The 24990-nt window shown below is 40.6% G+C and carries 12 protein-coding genes; 8 read left to right on the forward strand and 4 right to left on the reverse strand.

Annotated elements, in window-relative coordinates:
• The first annotated feature begins 134 nt into the window (after positions 1–134).
• Positions 135–1904, forward strand: a complete 1770-nt coding sequence (locus tag WN948_RS10975; protein ID WP_342304249.1) for a PGF-pre-PGF domain-containing protein — start codon at positions 135–137, stop codon at positions 1902–1904.
• Positions 1905–2017: 113 nt separating this feature from the next.
• On the opposite strand, the gene WN948_RS10980 is transcribed toward WN948_RS10975, so the two are convergent.
• A complete protein-coding gene (locus WN948_RS10980; protein ID WP_342306434.1) occupies positions 2018–3472 on the reverse strand; it encodes an IS66 family transposase in 1455 nt (484 codons plus the stop codon).
• Positions 3473–4020: 548 nt separating this feature from the next.
• Here WN948_RS10980 and WN948_RS10985 point away from each other — a divergent pair.
• The 5 genes from WN948_RS10985 to WN948_RS11005 all read left to right on the forward strand — a co-directional run bounded on the left by WN948_RS10985 (position 4021) and on the right by WN948_RS11005 (position 19727).
• Positions 4021–8247 (forward strand): Ig-like domain-containing protein, encoded by a 4227-nt coding sequence (locus WN948_RS10985; RefSeq protein WP_342304251.1) that lies wholly within the window; start codon positions 4021–4023, stop codon positions 8245–8247.
• Positions 8248–8549: 302 nt separating this feature from the next.
• Positions 8550–10973, forward strand: coding sequence for a PGF-pre-PGF domain-containing protein (locus WN948_RS10990; protein WP_342304252.1), 2424 nt, complete (start codon positions 8550–8552; stop codon positions 10971–10973).
• Positions 10974–11202: 229 nt separating this feature from the next.
• Positions 11203–16434: a putative Ig domain-containing protein gene (locus tag WN948_RS10995; RefSeq protein WP_342304253.1), complete on the forward strand. Its 5232-nt coding sequence runs from the start codon at positions 11203–11205 to the stop codon at positions 16432–16434.
• A gap of 99 nt (positions 16435–16533) precedes the next feature.
• Positions 16534–18627, forward strand: a complete 2094-nt coding sequence (locus WN948_RS11000) for an acetate--CoA ligase family protein (RefSeq protein WP_342304254.1) — start codon at positions 16534–16536, stop codon at positions 18625–18627.
• A gap of 20 nt (positions 18628–18647) precedes the next feature.
• Entirely contained in the window at positions 18648–19727 is a 1080-nt protein-coding gene (locus WN948_RS11005; protein ID WP_342304255.1) for a phosphotransacetylase family protein, read from the forward strand.
• Positions 19728–19776: 49 nt separating this feature from the next.
• Here the strand turns inward: WN948_RS11005 and acs are convergent, their stop codons facing one another.
• Positions 19777–21717: an acetate--CoA ligase gene (gene acs, locus WN948_RS11010; protein WP_342304256.1), complete on the reverse strand. Its 1941-nt coding sequence runs from the start codon at positions 21715–21717 to the stop codon at positions 19777–19779.
• 145 nt (positions 21718–21862) lie between these two features.
• On the reverse strand, positions 21863–22426 hold the full coding sequence (locus WN948_RS11015) for a flavodoxin family protein (protein WP_342304257.1): 564 nt from the start codon (positions 22424–22426) through the stop codon (positions 21863–21865).
• Positions 22427–22609: 183 nt separating this feature from the next.
• On the opposite strand from WN948_RS11015, the gene pgk reads away from it, so the two are divergent.
• Both pgk and WN948_RS11025 read left to right on the forward strand, forming a co-directional pair.
• Positions 22610–23845 carry a phosphoglycerate kinase gene (pgk, locus tag WN948_RS11020; RefSeq protein ID WP_342306460.1) on the forward strand — a complete coding sequence of 412 codons (1236 nt, stop codon included), beginning with the start codon at positions 22610–22612 and terminating at the stop codon, positions 23843–23845.
• A 38-nt stretch (positions 23846–23883) separates the two neighbouring features.
• Positions 23884–24519 (forward strand): TIGR00296 family protein, encoded by a 636-nt coding sequence (locus tag WN948_RS11025; RefSeq protein ID WP_342304259.1) that lies wholly within the window; start codon positions 23884–23886, stop codon positions 24517–24519.
• A 31-nt stretch (positions 24520–24550) separates the two neighbouring features.
• Here the strand turns inward: WN948_RS11025 and WN948_RS11030 are convergent, their stop codons facing one another.
• Positions 24551–24979, reverse strand: a complete 429-nt coding sequence (locus tag WN948_RS11030; RefSeq protein ID WP_342304260.1) for a nucleoside 2-deoxyribosyltransferase — start codon at positions 24977–24979, stop codon at positions 24551–24553.
• Positions 24980–24990: the final 11 nt, after the last annotated feature.

Consider the following 24990-nt stretch of genomic DNA (forward strand, 5'->3'; position numbering starts at 1 on the left):
TCGGAAGCAGATAGCTGATTATTGTCAAGGGTGGGATTATGCATCCTTTAGTGAAAAACAGTACACAAAACGGTATATTGAATTATATGAGGGTACTATTGTCGATTTTCATTATTCTTTCGACATTTGGCCCCATGGTACTAGCAAGTGCGGCATCAGATGAGATAGTTTCAATAAGTTCTGATAAGATAAACCCCGGTGATAATGCACATGTAATAATTTCTATAGGAAATTGTGCGAATATCACAGGTATAAATCTGACTCTAGTGTATGATCAAAGTATCATATCCCTAAATAGTATTTCAGAGAACAACAGTGTTGTATCGGGACATGTAGTAGATCATGTTGAAAATATCACTGGAATAATTGATATCCAAATGATGCAGTTGGACAATATAACAACAGTAGAAGGCATTTCGTTAATTGACATAATTTTCACAACATCTTTGAGTGGTAATTCCTCTCTGGAATTGCAAGATGTGGAATTGTTTACGGGTGATACCTCATATGCTCCAGCTACTACTATAGATGGGATGATAAATATCAATTCAGCTCCAGTGTTTAACGCAATCGGAGATTTGAATGTTAGCGTTGGTGAACTTGTCAGTTTTAACCTTTCAGCAAACGACGTTGACGAGAATGATGACCTTACTTTTTATAATGTATCTGTACTACCGTTGGGCTCCGCTTTTTACCCGAATAATCAGAGCTTTATGTGGGAGCCTGCATCCATCGGTAATTACTCTGTGACTTTTGGAGTAACTGACAATTATCAAACAGATACAGTGACTGGAACTATTGTTGTTAATGATACTGTCGTTGTAGTAAATCATGCTCCTGAACTTGCAACGGTTAGTGATAGATCTGTCAATGAGTCTGAAGAACTTTCATTCACTCTCACTGCTAATGATGTCGATAATGACACTCTTGTTTACAGTATGAGTGGCCTTCAAGAAGCAGCTAGTTTGAACTCAACAACCGGTGTGTTCAGCTGGACTCCTATAATCGGTGATGCCGGGACATATTTAGTGATATTCGATGTCAGTGATGGTGAATACAATGCAAATGAGTCTGTTTCTATCACTGTAACATCAACTTCAACTTCGACTTCGTCCACCACCAGCTCTAGCAGCAGCGGTGGTGGTGGTGGCTCTTTGTCATCCGGTGAAAAGTTTGAGAACATCGACTTTAAGGATTATGTCTTGAGGTCAATTGTAAAAGACACTGAAACAGTGTTCTCTTTCTATAAGGAAAACAACAGTATTGTTTCTGTAAGCTTTACTTCAAAGCTCAATGGAGGACAGGTCAAAGCAGTAGTTGAAATGTTGAAGGACACTTCCTCACAGGTAGGTTCCAGTGCACCAGGCAATGTTTACGAGAACATGAATCTACATATCGATTCAAAGCTGGCATCGGATGCAATAAGCAATCCAAAGATCAATTTCAAGGTAGAAAAGAGCTGGATCAATGAAAATGAGATTGATCTTTCTACAATTACACTTTGCAGATATTCCGACAGCAACTGGGGTCAGTTACCAACTGAAAGACAAGGCGAAGATGATCTTTATTTCTATTTCGCTTCAACAACTCCGGGATTCTCTCCATTTGCGATTTCAAGTGTGGAGTCAGCGGTAGTAATAAATGGGAATATAGTTGAAGATGTTGTAGCTAGTTCTCAGGACGCTGGAGACACAGTTATGTCAACTGAAGATGCCGTTTCGAGGAAATTAACAACAGAAACCAATCAGGAGAGCAGATCATCACTTTCATTTGTATTCGTCCTGGCATTGGTTGGTTTCATGGTTATTGGTGCAGTCGGCTATAGGAACAGGGGTTACTACAATAAGGTGCGTTTGCAAGTAGGAAATCCTGACGGTAAGCGTTACAGGCGTATTAAGCAATAGTTGGATCAAAAATGCTTACAGCAGATTACGAAGCTTTTGCTGATCTGTTGTATTCTCTTTTTGTAACTATTCAGCCTAGCTCACTTCCACCAAGCTGATTTCTTCATCCACGATCAATTCTGCAACTTTGGAACAAATGAATTGCCATAAAATATTGCACTAATTGCATCGATAACAGATTCTGAATTCTTATTAACAGTAGACACGTATCCTCTTATACGGCAGAAATTTTTTGCACCCTGTTCACTGCGGAAAGTACCTGATATCTTCTGCTGTACTTTCGTCATTCTGATATCTCTTTCAGCCTGATTGTTATCAAACGGAACGTTTTGGTCGTACATAAATCGTAAGATATCCTCTTTATGGCCAATAAACCTATCCAGCAAATTCTTTACCGTGGTCTGCTTCTTACGTCCTCGTTTTTTAGACCGCACATTTGATTCCGGATCAGGAGGATTTTCATTCACTCCTAAACAAGTTATGTGATCATAATCCTCACTGAACCTTTGAATTAGCTCAGTATCTAAAAGATCATTATCAACATGATGTTTAATGCATATCAAGAGATCACTCATTATCTTTGGCCACTGTTGATCACTGTTTTCGGAAGCTCCAGTTAACTCTCGTAATAAATGTGCATTACATAATGAATGTTGACATTCATATTTGTTGTACGGTTTCCAAAAATCATGTGTTGCAACACCAGTGTAACCTGGTAATATGCCCATAGCATCCATTGCTTCTGAGCCCCTTTTGCGATGTGCAAAATAATAGGTCAGTTTGTCTGTACCTGCCACATGAAGCCAATTACGAACTGCATTTATTCTCATTCCTGTTTCATCCAGATTGATGACAGGAGATTCTTTCAGGAGATGTTTCACTGTATTTTCAAAAGCTCCAAGCTTCTCAAAACAACTACGTTCCGTGTTCACCAAAGTAGCAGGACTTATCTTGCATCCCAAAATATCAGAGAACAACTTGGTAACACGCTGATAAGGAAGTAATTGGTAAGTGTGCAAATAAACTGCAAATGACTTAACTCGATGACCGTATTGAGTCGGCTGAGTTACACCATCTGGAAAAAGAGCTTTGTTTACATGAGAACATTTGGGACATGTTTTAATCTCGCAACGATGTTCAATGCAATTGATAGTTATAGGAGGAATGTCAAAGACCTGTCTTCTTTCATAGTCAGAGGGAACAGAAGCTAACGATCTCCCACAATTGACGCATTGATTAACAGGATGAACAATAACTTCATCCGGATCATCATTTATTCTTAATGTAGTACCAGGATGACCGTTTTGACCACCTACATGCTTATTGGTCTTTTTTCTTTGACTTTTAACGGTTGGTTTATTCCGTGCATAAGAATCAGTAGAAGGTGGTTTGCTACTGTTGCGACTATTCTTTTCAAGCATTTCTTCCAAATGCCTGACACGCTCTTCAAGTTGTGCAATTTGGAGAGATTGATGTTCAATTATCCCAAGTAATCGAGTTACAAGTTCTACTACTGCTTCTGGACCAGCTTCATAAACTGCAAGTATTTCTTCGCGGTCTATACAAATCCCCTCAGATTGATAGACGTTTTTTATGATATTTTACTGAATATTTTTTAACACATAGAATGAAGCCATAGTATATTGTTTTTTGCATCATTAAAACAGTCAGGCTGAATAGTTACCTCTTTTTTTATTAAGTTGTATTTGTTTTACTGATTTGTTCTACTGATATTTTCAGAGATCTTTAAATAAAATTCATTTATCGATCAACTGTGGAAATAGGAATATTTCTCCTCCGATGACAGTATTGGATGATTAGAATGATTGCAAGCGTTCTCTGAACAATGAGTCTATAAAGGAGCTATAATTCCCGGAGGAATTATAAATTAATCAAAATTAAATAATTTTATAACATATTGTAGTATATTGGGAAATGGAGTAATGTGGGGGACATCAGCTATGGTACTGTATGTCCATACATGGTTGTGTGGAACTTAGATATGTTTGGCAGATAATTCAAGCTCAAATTGCAGATTATTGTCAAGGGTGAGAGTATGCATCCCTTAATGAAAAACAGTACACAAAACGGTATATTGAATTATTTGAGGGTATTGTTGTCGATTTCTATTATCCTTTCGACATTTAGCCCTATGATAATAGCAAGTGCGGCATCAGGTGAGACAGTTTTTATTAGTTCTGACAAGGTAAATCCTGGTGATGATGCACATGTAGTGATTTCTATAGAGAATTGTGAGAATGTCACAGGCATGGATCTGACATTGGTATATAATCAGAGTATCATTGATTTGAATAATATGTCCATCAACGCGACTGTTGGATCAGGCGAGATAAAAGATACTAATACTTCTGGGACGGTTGAAATAAAGCTCAGAAAGTTGGATAATCTTACTGATGTAGGATTAGTTCCATTAATTGACCTCACTTTCGACGCATTGAAAAGTGGTAACTCTACACTTGAGCTGCGAAATGTGGAACTTCTCGGTGGTGAAACTCCATCAATCTTGGGTGGGACGGATGATGAGTATATTCTTGTAGAGGAGACTATAGCGATAAACACTGCACCCAAATTTGGTACAATTGATAGTCAGTTCGTCAATGAATCTTCAGAACTTTCCTTCACTCTTAATGCAACTGATCCTGATGGCGATACTCTCCTTTTTGGCAAGAATGTCAGTTATGGTAACATTACAGGTGATGTTTTTACCTGGACTCCAACCACAGATGATGTCGGTACTCATTACATCAACTTCAGTGTAAACGACAGTGCTCTTTGGGATTATCATGTCGTTATGATTACTGTTAGTGAATTAGTTGAAGAAACTAACAACGCACCTGATTTTGGTATAATTGGTGATAAGTTCGTCAATGAATCTTCAGAACTTTCCTTCACTCTTAATGCAACTGATTTAGATGGTGATGCCCTTCTTTTTGGCAAGAATGTCAGTTATGGTAACATTACAGGTGATGTTTTTACCTGGACTCCAACCACAGATGACATCGGCACCCATTACATCAACTTCAGTGTAAACGACAGTGCTCTTTGGGATTATCATGTTGTTATGATTACTGTTAGTGAATTAGTTGAAGAAACTAACAACGCACCTGAATTTGGTATAATTGGTGATAAGTTCGTCAATGAATCTTCAGAACTTTCCTTCACTCTTAATGCAACTGATCCCGATGGCGATACTCTCCTTTTTGGCAAGAATGTCAGTTATGGTAACATCACAGGTGATGTTTTTACCTGGACTCCAACCACAGATGATGTCGGTACTCATTACATCAACTTCAGTGTAAACGACAGTGCTCTTTGGGATTATCATGTTGTTATGATTACTGTTAGTGAATTAGTTGAAGAAACGAACAGTGCACCTGAATTTGGTATAATTAACGATCAGTCAATCAATGAATCTGAAGATTTTTCCCTCACTCTTAATGCAACTGATCCCGATGGCGATGATCTTACTTATTATATGAGTGGTCTCCCAGAGGATGCAAACTTGAACTCGGCAACAGGTGTTTTTTCCTGGAAACCTGGCTACAATGATTCTAATATCTATGATGTCATGTTCAACGTTTCTGACGGTTTTGTCAACGTTTCTGAAACCATCCGCATAACTGTAATAAATATCGACCAAGCTCCAGAATTCAGTTATTCTATTGGTAATAGGGCGGTAAATGAGGCAGAGCTCATTAATTTCACGATAAACGCTACAGACCCGGATAATGATACAGTAATTTACTCTGTTGTCGGTTTGCCTGATGAAGCCAGCCTTGATCCAGGCACCGGATATTTCAGTTGGACTCCCGATCATGATGCTTCAGGTATTTACAATGTCGAATTAATTGCCACTGCCAATGGTCTTAATGATACGGAGGCAATCACCATTACAGTCAACAATGTAAATCGTGAACCTGTTCTTGCCGATATAGGAAGCTACAATGTTCAGGAAAACAAGACTCTTGAATTCAGTCTGTCTGCTACAGATGCTGACAATGACAGCCTCAGTTATGATATGAGTTATCTTCCATTAGCAGCAACTTTGAACTCGACCACCGGTGCTTTTTCCTGGACTCCTGATTACGAATCATCAGAAACATATACAGTACAATTCACTGTTTCCGATGGCAATGATACCGCTTCACAGTATGTCCAGATCATAGTTGAGAATACTAATAGAGCTCCAGAGTTCCCTGAATTTGGAACTTTGAATGCTACAGAAGGAAGTGAACTTACCCTCGACATCAGTGCATTTGATCCGGATCATAATTCTCTCACATACTCTGCTAATGTATTATTTGGTACCATCTCCGGAAATGAGTTCATATGGACTCCTGATTATAGTGATTCAGGAACACACGATATCGAATTTACCGTAGTTGATAAATATCTTGATTATGATACCTCTATTGTTACAATAGAAGTAGGCGAGTTTAACAGGGCACCATCTATGAATCCTGTATCACCTTTTTATATCTGTGAAGTAGGTGAAGTAATTTCGTTCAACCTTGTAGCCACAGATCCCGATGGACATTCAATCACTTACAGTGTAAGTGGATTGCCGGAAAGTGCAAATTCCAGTTTGGATATGATTACTGGTGCATTCGAATGGACTCCTACTTATGCCGACGAAGACAAAGTCTATTATGCTGAATTCACTGCCTTTGATGGCGATAAGTATGTCAGTGTAGAAACAGTGTTCCTGGTTGGTATAAAACTAAGTTGGGATGATATTGGTCCTAAGCAAGTAAATGAAGGTGAGAATCTATCGATAGTGTTGAATGGCTCTTCCAACGATACTGAAATAACTTATTTCGCATCAGGTTTGCCAACAGGTTCTACGTTTGACAATGTTAATGGTATCTTTAACTGGACACCTTCTTATGATCAAAGTGGAATTCATAATGCAACTTTTGGTATGAAGGTGGGTACATCTCAAATAAAAGAAACAGTATTTATCACAGTTGTCAATGTCAACAGAGCTCCATCGTTTAATATGGATGAGTATTATGTTGTCAACGAAAGTGAGAAATTGAACATTCTACTCAATGCAACTGATCCTGATATCGAGGACACGACTCTCATATTCAATTCCAATGTTTCTTTTGGTTCCATATCAGGTGATGTATTCACATGGACTCCGGGATATACTGCAAACCAAACATCAAATGGAACCTACTACATAAATTTCACAGCTACGGATGGCCAACTCAGTAATTCTACAATTGTAACTGTGCAGGTTTTCGATGTAAATGCGCCACCTGTGTTGTCTCCTATAGGCAGCCAGAGTATTGCGGAAGAAAAAGAACTTGTAACTAATCTTGCTGCAACAGATGTAGATGGCGACGTTCTTACATTTTCAGCTTTGAATCTCCCGGAAAATGCAACATTGAACATTGCAACCGGCGTATTTAGCTGGACACCTATAACCGGTGAAGATGGAACATCTATAATATTCAAGGTCAGTGATGGTGAATACAACGATACTGAAACAGTCACTATCACTGTAACTAAGAGTTCATCAACAAGTTTAACAAGCTCCAGCTCCAGTGGTGGCGGCGGTGGTGGCGGCGGTTCACTGTCTTCTGGCGAAAAGTATGAGAACATCATCTTCAAGGATTATGCCCTGAAGGCAGTTGCAAAAGACACTGAAACAGTTTTCTCCTTCTATAAGGAGAACAACAGTATTGTTTCGTTAAGCTTTACCTCAAAGCTTAACGGAGGACAGGTTAAGGCAGTAGTTGAAGTATTGATGGGCACTTCTTCGCAGGTAAGCTCCAGCGCGCCGGGTAATGTTTACGAGAATATGAATCTATATATCGGTTCAAAGCTTGGATCTGATGCTATAGGCAATTCAAAAGTCAATTTCAAGGTAGAAAAGAGCTGGATCGATGACAATGACTTTGATACCTCTATAATTGTGCTTTACAGGTATTTCAATGATGATTGGGCTCAGTTACCAACAGAAATGACAGGAAATGATGAATATTATTACTATTTCACTTCAACAACTCCGGGATTCTCTCCATTTGCCATCTCAGGTGCAGACGCAACAGATGAGTTCGTTGTTGAAGAGGTCGTAACCGGTTCCACAGATACAGAGGACACAGTTATGTCAACAGAGGATGCCGGTTCGATGGAATTAACGACAGAAACAACTCAGGAGAGCAAGTCATCACTTTCATTTGTATTCGTTCTGGCATTGGTTGGAATCATGGTTATCGGGGTATTTGGCTATAGGAACAGGGATTATTATGGTAAGTTGCGTATGCAACTGGGAAATCCCGATGGTAAGCGTTACAGGCGTGTTAAGAAATAGACTATGAAGAAAGATTGCAGCAGATTGCAAAAGTCGTTGAGTAATCTGTTGTATGCTTTATTTAGTTTGGCAATCATCCATTAAATTTGTCTAGTTATATAATTTGATGTATATGTTCAAATAAGTTTATTAAATCGTAAACTCAAAATAGAGCCGACTATGGAGGGGATTACATCATTAGTCCTATAAAAGAAAAATTTGCCTGTTTAGTTGTAAATGGGAAAAAGCATGAACGTTCTGGGAATTCCTCAACTTTTGTATGGCTACCAGTTATTCTTATCCTTTTAACAATTTCACAAATCGTGATTGTTTCGGCGACTAATAGTACTCCCGTTTTAGAGGTCATAGGCGACCGAACGGTCGATGAGGGCAGTTTATTATCCTTCACTTTGTCTGCAAGTGATTCAAATAATGATTCTCTGGTATTCTCCTCCTCCGGATTGCCGAATGGTTCAAATTTGAATGGAACCACGGGGTTATTTGAATGGCTCCCAAGCTATGAACAATCAGGCATCTATCTAATACAGTTTGTAGTTTCTGATGGTGGGAACATTGATTCTGAATATATAACGATAACCGTGAACAATGTCAATCGGTTACCTTTATTTTCTCCGATTTCTGATACTGCAATAAGTGAAAAAGCTCAGGCAACGTTGATACTTGAAGCATCTGATTCGGACAGTGATATTCTTGTTTTCTCAAAGGATGTGTCATTTGGAAATCTTCAGGGTAATGTTTTTACCTGGATGCCGGGTTACGATGACCAGGGTGAACATACTATTATCTTCACTGCAAATGATGGTTTTTCCTCAGTAACACAAACTTCAAGGATAAACGTTTCAAATGTAAACAGGGAGCCGGTGTTATACTCAATTGGTGACACTTCTGTTCCTCAGAATGCACCTGTTACTATACAATTGAATGGCTATGATCCTGATGGTGACACTCTTAATTATTCTATCGTAGGTATCTTACCCGAGGGTGCATCTCTGGATGCAAATACTGGCCTTTTCCAATGGCCAAATGCTGAAACTCTAGGTTTTTCTTTCCTGCAGTTTAGTGTCGATGATGGTTTCGCTTCAAAAACAAGGACTGCGAAGATCATAGTTGGCGATTCCAATTCCCCACCTGTCATAAACACTATAGATCCCCAGTTAATTGATGAAAATTCAGAGCTTTCATTTGAGATATCAGCTTCTGATCCTGATGCTGACAAACTGAGTTTTTCCTATCCGGACAATCTTCCACCAGGATCTATCTTAACAATAACAAAGTCTTCAGTTCAATTTACGTGGACTCCTTCATATGAGCAGGCTGGTAATTACAAAATAGAATTCGGGGTTTCAGACAGTAGTACGTATGGCTATTCAGCATATGAAGTAGTAGACATTGTGGTTTTGGATGTAAATCAAGCTCCTGTCATTGATTTAGTGAATGATTATACACTCAGTGAAAAAAATGTCCTTAATATTGATTTGAGTGCAAATGATCCTGATAATGATGATTTTACATTCTCAACGAACAGTAGCTTTGGAACTGTAAGAGGCAATATGTTTACCTGGACCCCAGGTTATTCTGATGCTGGGGTGCATGATATATGGTTCACAGTATCTGATGGTAGCTTGAGCAATAGTACAAAATCAACTATTATCGTCAATGATGCCAATATGCCTCCAAAAATAAATTATGTAAGTCCGTTGGAGGTTTCTGAAAATGAAACGCTAACATTTTCCTTATCAGTCTATGATGAAGATCTAAATGATACTTTTACCTACGCTGCAATCGATTCTCCTTCAGGTGCTAACTTCAATAGTTCAACAGCTACTTTCGAGTGGACTCCTTCCAGTACTCAGCTGGGCAAATATTCTGTGGGTTTCTATGTGAACGATGGTGCTCTAGATGATTATGAAACAATTTCAATAACCGTAGTCGAACCTTCTTTACCAGTCATTCCTACAAGTTCCAGCTCAGGAGGCGGTGGCAGTGGAGGCGGTGGTTCGATGAATACCGGTGAGAGGTATGAGAATATTGACCTCAAGGATTACACTATTAAGTATGTGATGAAGGACAAGAAAGCAATATTTGAATTTGACGAACCAGCTAATAGTATTATGTCCATTGGTTTTGTTTCCAGACTCAATGGGGGTCAGACCAAAGCGGTGGTGGAAATGCTAAGAGGGACTTCGGCATTGGTGGATGCTGCTCCTGATGGGGAAGTATATAAAAATCTGAATATATGGGTTGGAGATTCAAAGTTCTCTTCAGACGTGATATACGATGTAGCTATCAAGTTCAAGGTTGAAAAATCATGGATAGTTTCCAATGATTTGGATTTCGAATTCATAACACTGTATCGTTATTCAGATGGTATGTGGAACTCTCTGGAAACATCTTTTATAGCTGAGGATGGAGGGTATTTCTATTATGAAACAAAGTCACCTGGCTTTTCACCATTTGCTATTGTCATTCCGCATGCTTCAGAACTTATTATAACAGAAAATAGCTCTTTCATCAATGAAACTAAAATGTCAATTAGTGATGAAATCATTCTGGATGAAGGTAAGGATTCTCCACAGGATAAAAAAAGACCTCTGGTGTTCCTTTTAATACTGGGATTGATAGTTGCAGTTGCTGTGGTAGGTACTAAGTACAGATCTCAATATGAAAAATTGTATACTCAAATTGGAAATCCTGATGGCAAAAGGTACAGGCGTCTAAAAAAGTAAAACCTGGGTCTGTCCCTTCAGTTTTTCTTTATTTCATCGTGCATAAGCAAATTCCATTTTGTATATAAATTATTATTATTATATCAATGTGATTAAAAATTTTTATTAACCATTAGATATTAAACTTGTTAGTAGTGGTGGTGCTTCCTTTCGTGAGGTTAGTACTCTTGATAGTCACATCTAGAAGGCAGCTTTGCTTTCTTCTAAAAATGCTTTATGGGGGTAGGGCATGTTTCCGATGGGAGTTGAAAAAGATAAAAAAAGATATTTTCTTTTATTATGTATCGTTTTGCTGATTGTAGTGTTGCCTGTGCCTGCCAGTGCATATTCCAACGAGTCGGTATCACTTGGAAGCACTGTTGTAAATCCAGCCACTTCATTTTCATTACCATTATTTGTCGACAATATAAGCAATATGCGTTCGCTGTCTATGGATATTATCTTTGATGAATCTTCTTTTCTCATTGATGACGTAGTTGCAAATGAGACACTATCAGGATCGCAGCTGACATATTATCTTAACAATTCCACAGGTTTTGCAAACATGACCCTGGACTCTGTGGATATCACGGCAGAAGAACAAACTCATATTGCTGATGTTTTATTCAGGGCTAACACAAGCGGTGTCTATAATATTGTACTAAGGAATGTTTCTATTGAAAATGATACAATGTCGTATCCTGCAAAGTTCGTATTCAATAGCTCTGTAAGAGTCAATTATCCACCGGTGATCGATTATATCGATGATAAAAACGTCACTTCTGAATCAGAACTGTCTTTTCCAGTATCTGCAAATGATGCAGACGATACTGTTCTAAATTATACTGTTGAAGGCTTACCTGCTGGGTATGATCTCAATCCCACAACAGGATCTTTTATCTGGACACCGAAAAAAGAAGATTCCAATGTATATGATGCTAACTTTTCAGTGTCAGATGGTTTTGCAGTGGCTTTCACGCATACCAGTATTACTGTAAACGAAGCAATTGTAGATCAACCACCTGAATTGGCCTCTATTGGTAACAAGGCCGTTGTTGAAGATGACCTTCTTAGTTTCACAGTATCAGCCACCGATCCCGATGGTGATACAATAACTTACTCTTCTATAGGCTTGCCTTCCGGAGCTAACTTTGGTTCCAGTAGTGGTGATTTTAGCTGGATCCCTGGTTTTGGAGATGAAGGTAGTTATGAAGTCACTTTCATTGCGACTTCTAATGTTCTTGAAGATTATGAGACAATCACCATAACCGTAGGTGATGTTGACAGAGCTCCTGAATTGGCCTCTATTGGTAACAAGGCCGTTGTTGAAGATGACCTTCTTAGTTTCACAGTATCAGCCACCGATCCCGATGGTGATACAATAACTTACTCTTCTATAGGCTTGCCTTCCGGAGCTAACTTTGGTTCCAGTAGTGGTGATTTTAGCTGGATCCCTGGTTTTGGAGATGAAGGTAGTTATGAAGTCACTTTCATTGCGACTTCTAATGTTCTTGAAGATTATGAGACAATCACCATAACCGTAGGTGATGTTGACAGAGCTCCTGAATTGGCCTCTATTGGTAACAAGGCCGTTGTTGAAGATGACCTTCTTAGTTTCACAGTATCAGCCACCGATCCCGATGGTGATACAATAACTTACTCTTCTATAGGCTTGCCTTCCGGAGCTAACTTTGGTTCCAGTAGTGGTGATTTTAGCTGGATCCCTGGTTTTGGAGATGAAGGTAGTTATGAAGTCACTTTCATTGCGACTTCTAATGTTCTTGAAGATTATGAGACAATCACCATAACCGTAGGTGATGTTGACAGAGCTCCTGAATTGGCCTCTATTGGTAACAAGGCCGTTGTTGAAGATGACCTTCTTAGTTTCACAGTATCAGCCACCGATCCCGATGGTGATACAATAACTTACTCTTCTATAGGCTTGCCTTCCGGAGCTAACTTTGGTTCCAGTAGTGGTGATTTTAGCTGGATCCCTGGTTTTGGAGATGAAGGTAGTTATGAAGTCACTTTCATTGCGACTTCTAATGTTCTTGAAGATTATGAGACAATCACCATAACCGTAGGTGATGTTGACAGAGCTCCTGAATTGGCCTCTATTGGTAACAAGGCCGTTGTTGAAGATGACCTTCTTAGTTTCACAGTATCAGCCACCGATCCCGATGGTGATACAATAACTTACTCTTCTATAGGCTTGCCTTCCGGAGCTAACTTTGGTTCCAGTAGTGGTGATTTTAGCTGGATCCCTGGCTTTGGAGATGATGGTAACTATGATGTAACTTTCATTGCAACATCCCATGGTCTTGAAGATTCTGAGACTATTACCATAACCGTAGGTGATGTTGACAGAGCACCTGAACTCGATTCAATAGGCAATAAGGCAGTTAACGAGAATGAGCTTCTTAGTTTTACTATCTCAGCCACCGATCCCGATGGTGACACGGTAACTTACTCTTCTATAGGCTTGCCTTCCGGAGCTAACTTTGGTTCCAGTAGTGGTGATTTTAGCTGGACCCCTGGTTTTGGAGATGAAGGTAGTTATGAAGTCACTTTCATTGCGACTTCTAATGTTCTTGAAGATTATGAGACAATCACCATAACCGTAGGTGATGTTGACAGAGCTCCTGAATTGGCCTCTATTGGTAACAAGGCTGTCAATGAAGATGACCTTCTTAGTTTCACAGTATCAGCCACCGATCCCGATGGTGATGGTATAACCTATTCCTATTCCTCTTCTTCTCCTCCAGCTTCTGCTACTCTCGATCCAAGTACCGGCAAATTTAGCTGGACTCCAAGTTATGACGATGGAGGTAGTTATGATTTAACTTTCATTGCCAGTTCAAACGGTCTTACAGATTCTGAGACTATCACCATCACAGTTGGTAACACCAACCGTCCACCAAGACTTGCTGTTATAGGAGACAAGTCTACTGATGAAAATTCACCTTTATCCATTTCCTTGAGTGCAGAAGAGGATGATGGCGATGTTCTATCTTATTCAGCCACACCTTTACCTGAAGGGGCACAGATGGACGAATCCACCGGCATATTCACCTGGACTCCAACATACGAACAGGCTGGTAGTTATAAGGTTCAGTTCGTAGTTTCAGATGGAACAATAGAAGATACTGAAGAAGTAACGATAACTGTTAATAATATCAACCGTCCACCGGTTATGGATATTCCAGATCAGGTTCACGTAGCGGAAAATACTACATTGGTCCTGAGTTTGAATACTTCTGATCCGGACGATGATACACTTGAATATTCAATGGATCCTTCCTTTGGTACTTTGCAGGATGGTATCTTTTCATGGACTCCTGGTTATGAAGATGAAGGTGTTTATAGTGTCACTTTTACTGTGAAGGATGCTGAGTTTGAGATTAGCAAAGTATTGCTTATCAATGTCACACATTCAAACTCTGCACCGGTGCTTTACTCTATCTCTGACCGGCTGGTCAATGAGCTTGAAACGGTAACCATTAACCTGACAGCTATTGACATCGATGGCGATGAACTCACATTCTCAAAGGATGTGAGTTACGGTAACCTTACAGACAATATTTTCACCTGGACTCCTGGCATCAATGACAGTAATTTCCATGACATTCTGTTTACAGTGTCCGACGGTCAGCTTTCAGATTCAAAAACCGCGACTATTGCAGTTGGTAACACTAATATTCCACCGGTACTGGCGCACATGGAAACCCAACATACAAGAGAAAACGAAATACTGACATTCATTCTGGATGCTTCTGATGTTGATAATGATACGCTGACATATTCATCTTCCAACCTTCCAATCGGTGCAAATCTTGAAAGCAGCACTGGTCAGTTTTCCTGGATTCCAACATATGAGCAGGCTGGCAGTTATACTGTGGAATTCAGTGTGTCAGACAAGATATACACAGCAGTAGAGACCGCGATTATTAACGTGGAAAATGTCAACCGTGCACCAGTGTTTGTTTCTATTCCAATGTATGTTGCAAATGAAACCCAGAGGTTAAACATAAATCTTAGTGCAACCGATCCGGATGGCGATAGTCTATCTTTCTCAACTGATAATGTAAATGGCACCATCACAGGCAACGTATATGCTTGGACTCCCGGTTATTATGATAGCGGTGACCATTATATTGATTTCAATGTCACAGACGGGGAATTGGTAGACGCTACAACAGTTCACGTCAAAGTACACGAGACCAATATGCCACCGGAAATTGATTCTATTGGTCCGCTATCTGCTTATGAAAATGTAACTTTGAAGTTTTTTGTAAATGCGACAGATGGGGATTATGATTCATTGACCTATTCCGCTAGTGGATTACCAACAGGTGCATCATTTAATGCCTCTACAAGACAGTTCATATGGAAACCTAGCTATGCTCAGTCAGGCACATATTCTGTAGAATTCTGGGTTAGTGATGGAGAACTGGATATTTCAGAAGCTGTATCCATAAAGGTGTATGATGTAAATAGGGATTCCAGTAATGATCTTAGTAGCTTTTTAACATCTAGTAGCAGTAGCTCAGGTGGCGGTTCTTCAAGTGGTGCAGAAGATTATGATAATGTCGCATACAAGGATTATGGTATGAAATATGTGACACAGGGGGTAGAAATAGTATTTGAATTCCCGAATGTAGAAAATGATCTTGAGTATGTGAAATTCAGTTCTCTAAAAGCAGCAGGCCAGGTAAAGGCAATAATTGAGATACTAAAGGAACGATCTAGTCTTGTAAACAGTAATCCACCAGGAAGTGTTTATCGTCATATCAATATATGGGTCGGGGATGCCAAGTTCAATTCCGGTGACTATATGTCATCGGCAGAGATAAGTTTCAAGGTTGCAAAAAAATGGCTCGTTGATAACAATGCAGATCCTTCAACCATAAAGTTTTACAGGTATTCTACTGGCTCATGGGAAGAACTCGAAACATCAAGGATAGGAACTGATGCAAATTATTATTACTACAAGGCCCAGACGCCAGGATTCTCTCCTTTCTCTATTGTAAGCACAGGCAGTGGTCCGGTTCTGATGAGCACAGTGCCGGAAAGTACTGCTGGCAATATCAAATATAGTTCTGATAGTGAATCAATCCTCAATTCAATAGAAGCAAGATCCGAGTCAGAGGCATTGAACACAGCATTGGAACATGACCCTGTGAGCCCGGTGAACACTGGTATATTCTTCATAGGTATTATCGGAATTCTTGCAATTGGTTCTGTAATTGGTTACAGATCAAGGAACGAATCAGTGGTACTTTCCAGATATTACGAAGCCTTGTATTCTTTTTCGACAGGTATTAAAAATGCTGCAGAGTGGACAAAGTATAAGTTAAGTTTAGAATCAATGCATAATGATTATGCAGTTCTGTCTGGTAAACTGACTGAAATAAAGACTGCAGATTACAAGACAATATATGAAAAGACGATTGCTGAGATAAAGGAAAGGCAAAAACAGTAAATTTGTAAAATGTTGAACTTTCCTTATTTTTCCATTTTCCCTTAGTTTTATCTATTATTGAACTGTATTAATAAAAAGGGAAATTTTCAGGGAGAAATCATGCTGGAAAAAATGTTCAATCCTAATATTGTAGCTGTAATAGGCGCTTCCAGAACAAAAGGAAAGGTAGGAAGAGCCGTACTTGAAAACCTGATGCAGAATAGTGATCTTAAGATCATACCAATAAATCCCAACGTTGATGAGATACTAGGGATCCCATGTTATCATAATATTATGGATGTTCCGGATGATCAAAAGGCAGATCTTGCGGTGATTGTTGTTCCGGCAAGAATGGTACCAACTTCTGTTGGTGAATGTGGCAAGGCCGGAATCAAAAATATAATTGTTATTTCTGCAGGTTTTAAAGAAGCCGGTGTTGAAGGTGCACGTTTTGAACGTGAGTGCGTATCTCTTTGTGACCAGTATGGCATGAAAATGATCGGTCCAAATTGCCTGGGTATTATAGATACTGCTTCAGGTCTTAATGCTTCTTTTGCAGCCAACATGGCTTATGAAGGAAACATCGCAATGATGTCTCAGTCAGGTGCAATATGTACTGTAACACTTGACTGGGCCGAGAGAATAGGGGTTGGTTTTTCAAAGTTCATAAGTCTTGGTAACAAGGCAGTACTTGCAGAGAATGATTTTTTAGAGTTGTTTGAAAATGACCCTTCAACAGCAGTTATTGCAGCTTATCTTGAAGGTGTCAAGGACGGTCCGCAGTTCATTAAAATTGCACAGCGTGTATCCAAGTCAAAACCCATAATAATTGTCAAGTCAGGAAGAACATCTGTTGGTTCCAGGGCAGTGTCCTCACATACAGGTACACTGGCAGGCTCGGATGCAGCCTACAATGCAGCTTTTAAGCAGGCTGGTATCATACGTGCGGATTCGCTGGAAGAGATGCTTGATTACAGCCGTGCTTTTTCTGTCTGTCCATTACCGGAGGGCAGGAATATTGCTATAATCACAAATGCAGGCGGTCTGGGTATTCTCACTGCGGATGCATGTTACAATTCGGGGCTTTCAATTGCTTCGTTTGAAGAAGCCACAGTTGAGAAATTACGGGAAAAATTACCTCCGGCAGCTAACTTCTATGACCCGGTAGATGTACTTGGAGATGCAAGTGCTGATCTATACGTACATGCGCTAGATTCTGTTCTGGAAGATATCAATGTCAATGGTATAATTGTCCTGTTATCTCCGCAGTCAATGGCGGATGTACCGGGTATTGCTGAAAAGGTAGCAGAGAAAATAAAACAGTCAAAGAAGCCGATTCTATGTAATTTTGCAGGTGGTAACCGCATAGCTGCAGGTGAGGAAGTTCTCAACAGCTACGGAATTCCAAATTATTCATCTTCTGAAAGAGCAGTTGCGAGTATGAATGCTCTCTGTAATTATCAAAGTATAAAAAATCGTAAACAAGATCAACCGGAAATACAGGATTTTGACACTAAATTTGCCCGTTCGTTCATAGATGGTGCAGCGTCGCAAAAAAGAAGGACACATGGTCTTGAATCCATGGATATACTCAAAGCCTATGACATCCCGGTTGTGGATTCAAGGATTGCAAAAACACTTCCAGAAGCAATAAACGCGGCAGAAGATATGGGCTATCCCGTTGTCATGAAAATACTGTCTCCTGATATTTCGCACAAAACAGATGTTGGAGGCATTCGCCTAAACCTTAAACATTCAGACGATATAGAACGTGCGTACAATTCCATGATGTCTGATGTGAGGCATTACATGCCGGATGCTACGGTTACCGGTGTGCAGCTCCAGCAGATGATAAGTGGGGGAAAAGAGGTAATCATAGGGATGGATAGGGATCCACAGTTTGGTCCTTTGTTAATGTTCGGTCTTGGGGGTACATACGTTGAGTTCCTGAAGGATGTTTCGTTTGCAGTTGCCCCTATAACCGTTGCAGAGGCAAAACACATGGTATCTTCTATTAAGACCTATCCACTCATAGCAGGGGTTAGAGGAGAGGCATCATCAGACATTGATTCAATAATTAAGACCTTGCTAAAGGTTTCGCAATTGGTCACGGATTTCCCGGAGATACTGGAATTTGAAATTAATCCTTTAATGGTTATGCCCGAAGGTGAAGGGTGTGTTGCAATGGATATCAGGTTCACCCTGGATAGTTAAGAGTTTAAGGAGACGATAGTATGGTTTCAATATTGATAAGTTCATCAGAAGAGTACTCGGGTAAGAGTTCTATATGTATGGGATTGGGGAAGATATTCCAGGATAGCGGTTTGAAAGTTGGTTATATGAAACCTGTGGGTAATCTCCTGATCGATGTACAGGGCTCCCTCACAGATGAAGATTCAGAAGGCATCAAAAAATTACTTGGGATAGAGGATCCGGCTAAGTACATAACTCCTATTCATTTGACAGATAGCCTCATTGATGACGCTCTGAAGGGTGTGAAAAAAGACCTTGACGAAAAACTTGTAGAGGCTTATTCTATAATATCGAAGGACAAGGATGTTGTCTTTGTAGAAGGCACAGGAGGCATTGGCGGTGGTGCTATGTATGGTCTTTCCGACCCGGAGATCGCCTCTAAACTGGGTATGAAGATGCTTCTTGTAACACGTTTTGATTCAATTTCTGCAGTAGACCGTATATTGTGCGATATGCGCATCATCGGGGATGATAATATGCTCACTGGCCTGGTGCTTAATGAAGTGCCCACTAATATGGAAGACAGAGTGTCTGAACTTGTGGTTCCATTCCTTGAGAAAAGAGGCATAAAGGTATTTGGTACCATTCACGAAGACGACACCCTGCGTTCTGTCTTTATCTCAGAGATAGTTGAGGACCTTCATGCTGAGGTTCTTGTGGCACCACACAGACTGGACCAGCTTGTGGAGCACTATCTGGTGGGTGCAATGGAAGTTGGCTCTGCTATCAAGTACTTCAGGCGCCAACCTAACAGTGCAGTTATTACAGGTGGTGACAGGGCAGATCTGCATATGGCTGCCATTGAATCAAGGGTCAAGTGCCTGATACTTACAGGTAATATGCGCCCAAGTGGTGCGGTTCTTGCAAGTGCTGAGGAGGCAGATATACCTGTTATCCTTGTACGCGGTGATACTATGAACACTATTGAGAGAATGGAGCACCTCATAGGGCATGCTCATATAAAACAGCAGGTCAAGCTGGACAGAATCGTTGACCTTCTGGAAAATCATCTCGATATCCCTGCAATCGCAGAGAATATCGGCGTTGAACTTAAAAGGTAATATAAAAGATGAAGGAGATTTTTAAATCTCCTGTTCTTCTGTTTTGTGATTATTTCAGCATCTTTGTTTTCTCTTTTAGTGTTTCCACAACAGCGGGGTCCTGTAGAGTAGTAACATCTCCTGGGTCCTTTTTATTTGCAATTGCTTTGAGTACTCTTCTCATAATCTTTCCGCTTCTTGTTTTGGGAAGATCATCTGAGAAGATTATCTGTTTGGGACGTGCAAAAGGTCCGATGTTCTTTGCAACATAGGCTGTGAGTTCTTTTTTAAGCTCATCACTTTCCTCTATGCCTGATTTGAGAGTAACGTAACAGTATATCACTTCACCTCGAAGTTCATCTTCCTTTCCTACAACACCAGCTTCTGCAACCGAAGGATGTGATACGAGTATACTTTCGAATTCGGCACTTCCTATGCGATGGCCTGATACTTTGATAACGTCATCTACACGTCCTATTATCCAGAAATATCCATCCTCATCTCTTTTGGCACCATCTCCTGCGAAGTAGGTTTTATTGTCCCATTTGCTCCAATAAGTCTCAATGAAACGTTCCTCATTTCCCAAGACTGTACGGACCATGCTGGGCCAGGGTTTCAGAATTGCAAGATAGCCATTCTGGCCTGCAGGTACTTCATTGCCATTCTCATCCAAAACTGCCGCCTTGATTCCGGGCAGAGGCATTGTGGCACTTCCAGGTTTGGTAGTTGTTATTCCCGGCAGGGAAGATATCATTATCATTCCGGTCTCCGTCTGCCACCAGGTATCGAGTACAGGACATTTACCCATTCCTATGTTCTCGTGATACCACAGCCATGCACCCGGATTGATAGGTTCCCCTACAGAACCGATGAGTCTTAGTGTGGATATGTCATGCATTTGCGGCCAGGATTCTCCCCATTTCATAAACGTTCTGATGGCTGTAGGTGCGGTGTAAAGGATTGTTATCTTATGCCTCTCTATCATATTCCAGTACCTGTCCTTATCAGGATAATCGGGAGCACCTTCATACATTACAAGGGTTGTTCCATTTGACAGGGGACCGTAGACCAGATAGGAATGTCCTGTGATCCATCCGCAATCTGCGGTACACCAGTATATGTCTTCTTCTTTAAGGTCAAAAACAAATTTTGTGGTAGTATGGGTTGCAACCATGTAGCCACCAGTTGTGTGCACAATTCCTTTTGGTTTGCCTGTGGTGCCGCTGGTATACATCAAAAATAGCATATCCTCTGAGTCCATGACCTCGGGGTCGCATGAACTATCGGAGTCTTTCATGACATCATGCCACCAGATATCTCTTCCTTCTTTCATGGAGATGTCATTTCCATTGTGTTTTACCACTATGACCTTATCCAGAAGCCCACAAGAGCGAATCCCATCATCAACCTTGTTCTTTTGTTCAACTGTTTTTCCCCTGCGTGAGTATCCGTCACAGGTTATGAGGACCTTGCTATTTGCATTCCCTATTCTGGTGGCTAGTGACTCTCCTGAGAAGGCGGCAAAGACCACACTATGAGGTGCTCCTATACGTGCACATGCAAGCATGGCAATGACAACTTCAGGTATCATAGGAAGATATATAGTTACAATATTTCCTTTTCTGATTCCCATATCTTTAAGGACATTTGCAAAACGCGAAACCTCTTCCAGCAGTTCCTTGTAGGTGTATTTACGGATATCTCCGTTCTCACCTTCCCATATTATGGCAGTCTTATCAGCACGCTGCTTCAGATTCACGTCAAGACAGTTGTAGCATGCATTTAGTTTGCCTCCGATGAACCATTTTGAATGGGGTGGCTCCCATTCCAGCACTTTGTCCCATTTCTGATACCATTCAATACCATTGGCATTCTCTTCCCAGAAACTTTCCGGATCCTCTTCGGCTTTCCTGTATATATCAGGGTCGTTGACGATGGCATTTCTGGCAAAATCTTCCGGTGGTTTGAATCCGGTTATACTTTTTTGAGATTGATCTATGTTTTCTCCCATGATAGCACCCACATGACGGAAAAAAATATTCCTGTAATATCATTATATCAATTTGTTTATATGGTTTATCGTATGGGTATAAAAAAGATTGAAAAAGAAAGGGTGCTAAGACCCTGAAAGAGATACTAGAAAAATGAATGATGATCTATTTCTTCATCATTTCGAGAACATCACAGACCTTGTTGATAGTGTCAACTGCGGTCTTCATACCTTCTTCATCCTCAGCAGCCGGCTTTTTGAGTATACCTCCAAAGTGTCCGCCATCGCCTACAACGATCATTCCGTGTATATGCATCCATTCATGTATTGTCTGGATGGTCTTCTCCTGCCCGCCGTTCCTTGAACCGCCAATTGCCATGGCAGCACCCAGTTTGTTGCTGAGCTTGAATCCCTGTCTCCTGTGTACGACACTCCTGTCACAAAGAGCTTTGAGCTGGGCTGTCATTGTTCCAAAGTAAACAGGTGATGATACTACGATTGCATCAGCCTCGACCAGTTTGTCATAAACGGGCTGCATATCATCATCAATAACGCATTTTTCACCTTTAGCACAGACTCCGCATGCGGTACAGGGGGCAATTTTGGATGAGGATATGAATACTGCATCTGTTTCAAAACCTCTCTTGCTTGCTATGTCCAGCATTTTGTTAATTAATGTATCATTATTTTGGCCAGCTTTAGGGCTTCCTGATATTCCAAGTATCTTCATATGATCACACTGTGGAATTGGAAGCAAGGGATATTAGTTTTTGGCTTCATGCTCCTAATGGAAAAGGTATAATAAGATTAGTTCATTTAGACAAAAAATTAGATTACAAATGTCATTTATATCCTTACTAATAATTCTATATTGATCAATGGTCATTCAGGTTAAACTAAGCGCGGTGATGGAATTTTGACTACCGGGGACTATCTTACTATTGATGATTTTGATGTGGACGGCAAAACTATACTTGTGCGAGTGGATCTGAACACTCCGATGGATACCGAGGGTCATATTCTCGATGACATGAGGATAAAGAGTCATATACCTACTATAAAAGATCTTGAAGATGCTAAAGTCGTGCTATTGGCTCACCAGAGCAGAGCGGGGAAAATGGATTTCACGACCATGAAACCCCATTCAATGCGCATGTCCCAGTATCTTGGAAAAGAAGTAAAGTATATTGATGATATCTTCGGTACATACGCAAGGTCATCTATTTCCTCCATGGAAAATGGTGATGTAATTTTACTTGAGAATGTAAGGTTCTATTCTGAAGAAAGCATGCAAAGGCCTGCAAGTGATCACGCAACCACACACATGGTGCGCAAACTCTCTCCACTCATTGATATTTTTCTAAATGATGCGTTTGCAGTTTCTCACAGAAGCCATCTTTCGATAATGGGTTTTACTGAAAGTTTACCAACAGGTGCCGGCAGAGTAATGGAGAATGAAATAAGTTCTCTTGACAGGGGTATCAAAGGCGGTGAACGACCATGTATCTTTGTGCTTGGTGGAGCAAAGGTTGATGATTCCTTGAAAGTCGCGGAAAATGTACTTACCAATGGTGGTGCTGACCGTGTGCTTGTTACTGGTGTTGTTGCCAATGTTATGCTTGCAGCGGCAGGTGTTGCTATTGGCCAGGTGAATCTGGATTTCATAGAGTCACAGGGGTATACGGACCAGATAGCAAGGGCAAAGCAGGTTCTGGACAAGTTCAATGGTAAGATCGGTTATCCAATAGATGTTGCTTTTAATGATGATGGCAAACGGGTTGAGGCTAACGTGAGTGAACTGCCGAATGTTAACCTGCCAATAAATGATATTGGTCTTGAGACCATAGTTGCTTTTTCCGAAGAAATTAAGAATGCAAAAACCGTTGTTCTCAACGGTCCTGCCGGTCTGTCTGAGATTGAACTGTTTGCACTAGGCACACATGAGATAATCAAGGCAGCAATAAATTCCGAGTATTCTATTGCTGGTGGCGGACACATTTCTGCAGAGATCAGGAACCTTGGTTACGAGGATGATTTCTCGCACTTAAGCACAGGTGGCGGCGCATGTATTGACTACCTTGCAGGCGATGCTCTGGCGGGAATAGAAGCTCTGAAGACCGCAGCCATACGATACAGACTTAACAGATAAGATAATAAGTTCCTGTGAAGAGTGAAAGGAGCTTTATTATGGGTGAAGGGGTAAAATTACTTGCAAATACCGAAGGTCAGGCAGCTGTTCAGCTTGCCAGAGATGCTATTGAAACCTATTTGAGGACCGGTGAGATGATCGATGGCTCTGAGATACAGCTTCCTGAAATATTCAATGAGGTTCGCGGAGTCTTTGTGACCCTAACGGTAAATGGAGACCTGCGAGGTTGTATCGGTCATCCGTATGCAGATTCTCCACTCAGGTATGCTATCACGGATTCCGCCCTTTCTGCCGCTCTGCGAGACCCTCGATTTCCCCCTGTGCATGTTAGTGAAATGAGCAGCATTGTCGTTGAAGTGACCATTCTCACCAGACCTGAACTTGTCGATGTCCCGCCAAAGGACCTTCCGTCTTCTATTAAGATAGGAAAACATGGGCTCATAGTCAAAAGCGGTTACAGGCAGGGTTTGCTTTTGCCACAAGTGGCACCGGAAAATGACTTTGATGAGATCGAGTTCCTGAATCACACATGCATGAAAGCAGGTCTGCCACATGATGCCTGGGTGACAGGTGCAGAAGTGTATTCTTTTGAAGGGCAGATATTCTCTGAAAAAGAGCCTAATGGGGAGATCGTTGAAAAAGATTTCAACGATAAAGCGTGTTCAAGTAAGTAAGATTCGAATCAATTTTCAATTCTTTTTTAATTTAAAGATAATTTTCCATTACTTTAAGAATTCCTTCAACATCCCTCTCAAGTGCATCAACCGATATTCCCATCATGAGATTGATAATGCCTTCATCTCCGAAAGTCCTGAAATCGGTTTTTAGCCCAAGTACCGGCATCCCTTTTGCATAGGCATATCCCATTTCCCATGCAGTTCCTGAGTCTACGTCACTGCCACCATCAAGTACTGCCAGCACGATGTCAGATTCATCTATCCCACGGACATCATTTTCAAAAATAATTCTCTGCCTGTCTTCCATGCGATTGAATTCCGTGTCGTTCCCATCCTCCTGCGGAAGGAATACAGCGAACCCCATTTCCACCAGCCTGTCCCTTAGCAGTATGTTGAAATCCCTCTCTGCCTGTGAAAAAAGTGGCCCTGCTAAGTATATCTGTTTTTTATCATCCATTATTTTCCCGT

Origin of the sequence: Methanolobus sp. ZRKC5 (genome assembly GCF_038446525.1) — an archaeon.
GTDB lineage: Archaea > Halobacteriota > Methanosarcinia > Methanosarcinales > Methanosarcinaceae > Methanolobus.

Excerpts from the sequence above, each read along its gene's own strand:
- WN948_RS10975 (WP_342304249.1), top strand. The coding sequence starts at position 135 with ATGGTACTAGCAAGTGCGGCATCAGATGAGATAGTTTCAATAAGTTCT.
- WN948_RS10995 (WP_342304253.1), top strand. The coding sequence starts at position 11,203 with ATGTTTCCGATGGGAGTTGAAAAAGATAAAAAAAGATATTTTCTTTTA.
- WN948_RS11000 (WP_342304254.1), top strand. The coding sequence starts at position 16,534 with ATGCTGGAAAAAATGTTCAATCCTAATATTGTAGCTGTAATAGGCGCT.
- WN948_RS11005 (WP_342304255.1), top strand. The coding sequence starts at position 18,648 with ATGGTTTCAATATTGATAAGTTCATCAGAAGAGTACTCGGGTAAGAGT.
- acs (WP_342304256.1), bottom strand. The coding sequence starts at position 21,717 with ATGGGAGAAAACATAGATCAATCTCAAAAAAGTATAACCGGATTCAAA.
- WN948_RS11015 (WP_342304257.1), bottom strand. The coding sequence starts at position 22,426 with ATGAAGATACTTGGAATATCAGGAAGCCCTAAAGCTGGCCAAAATAAT.
- WN948_RS11025 (WP_342304259.1), top strand. The coding sequence starts at position 23,884 with ATGGGTGAAGGGGTAAAATTACTTGCAAATACCGAAGGTCAGGCAGCT.
- WN948_RS11030 (WP_342304260.1), bottom strand. The coding sequence starts at position 24,979 with ATGGATGATAAAAAACAGATATACTTAGCAGGGCCACTTTTTTCACAG.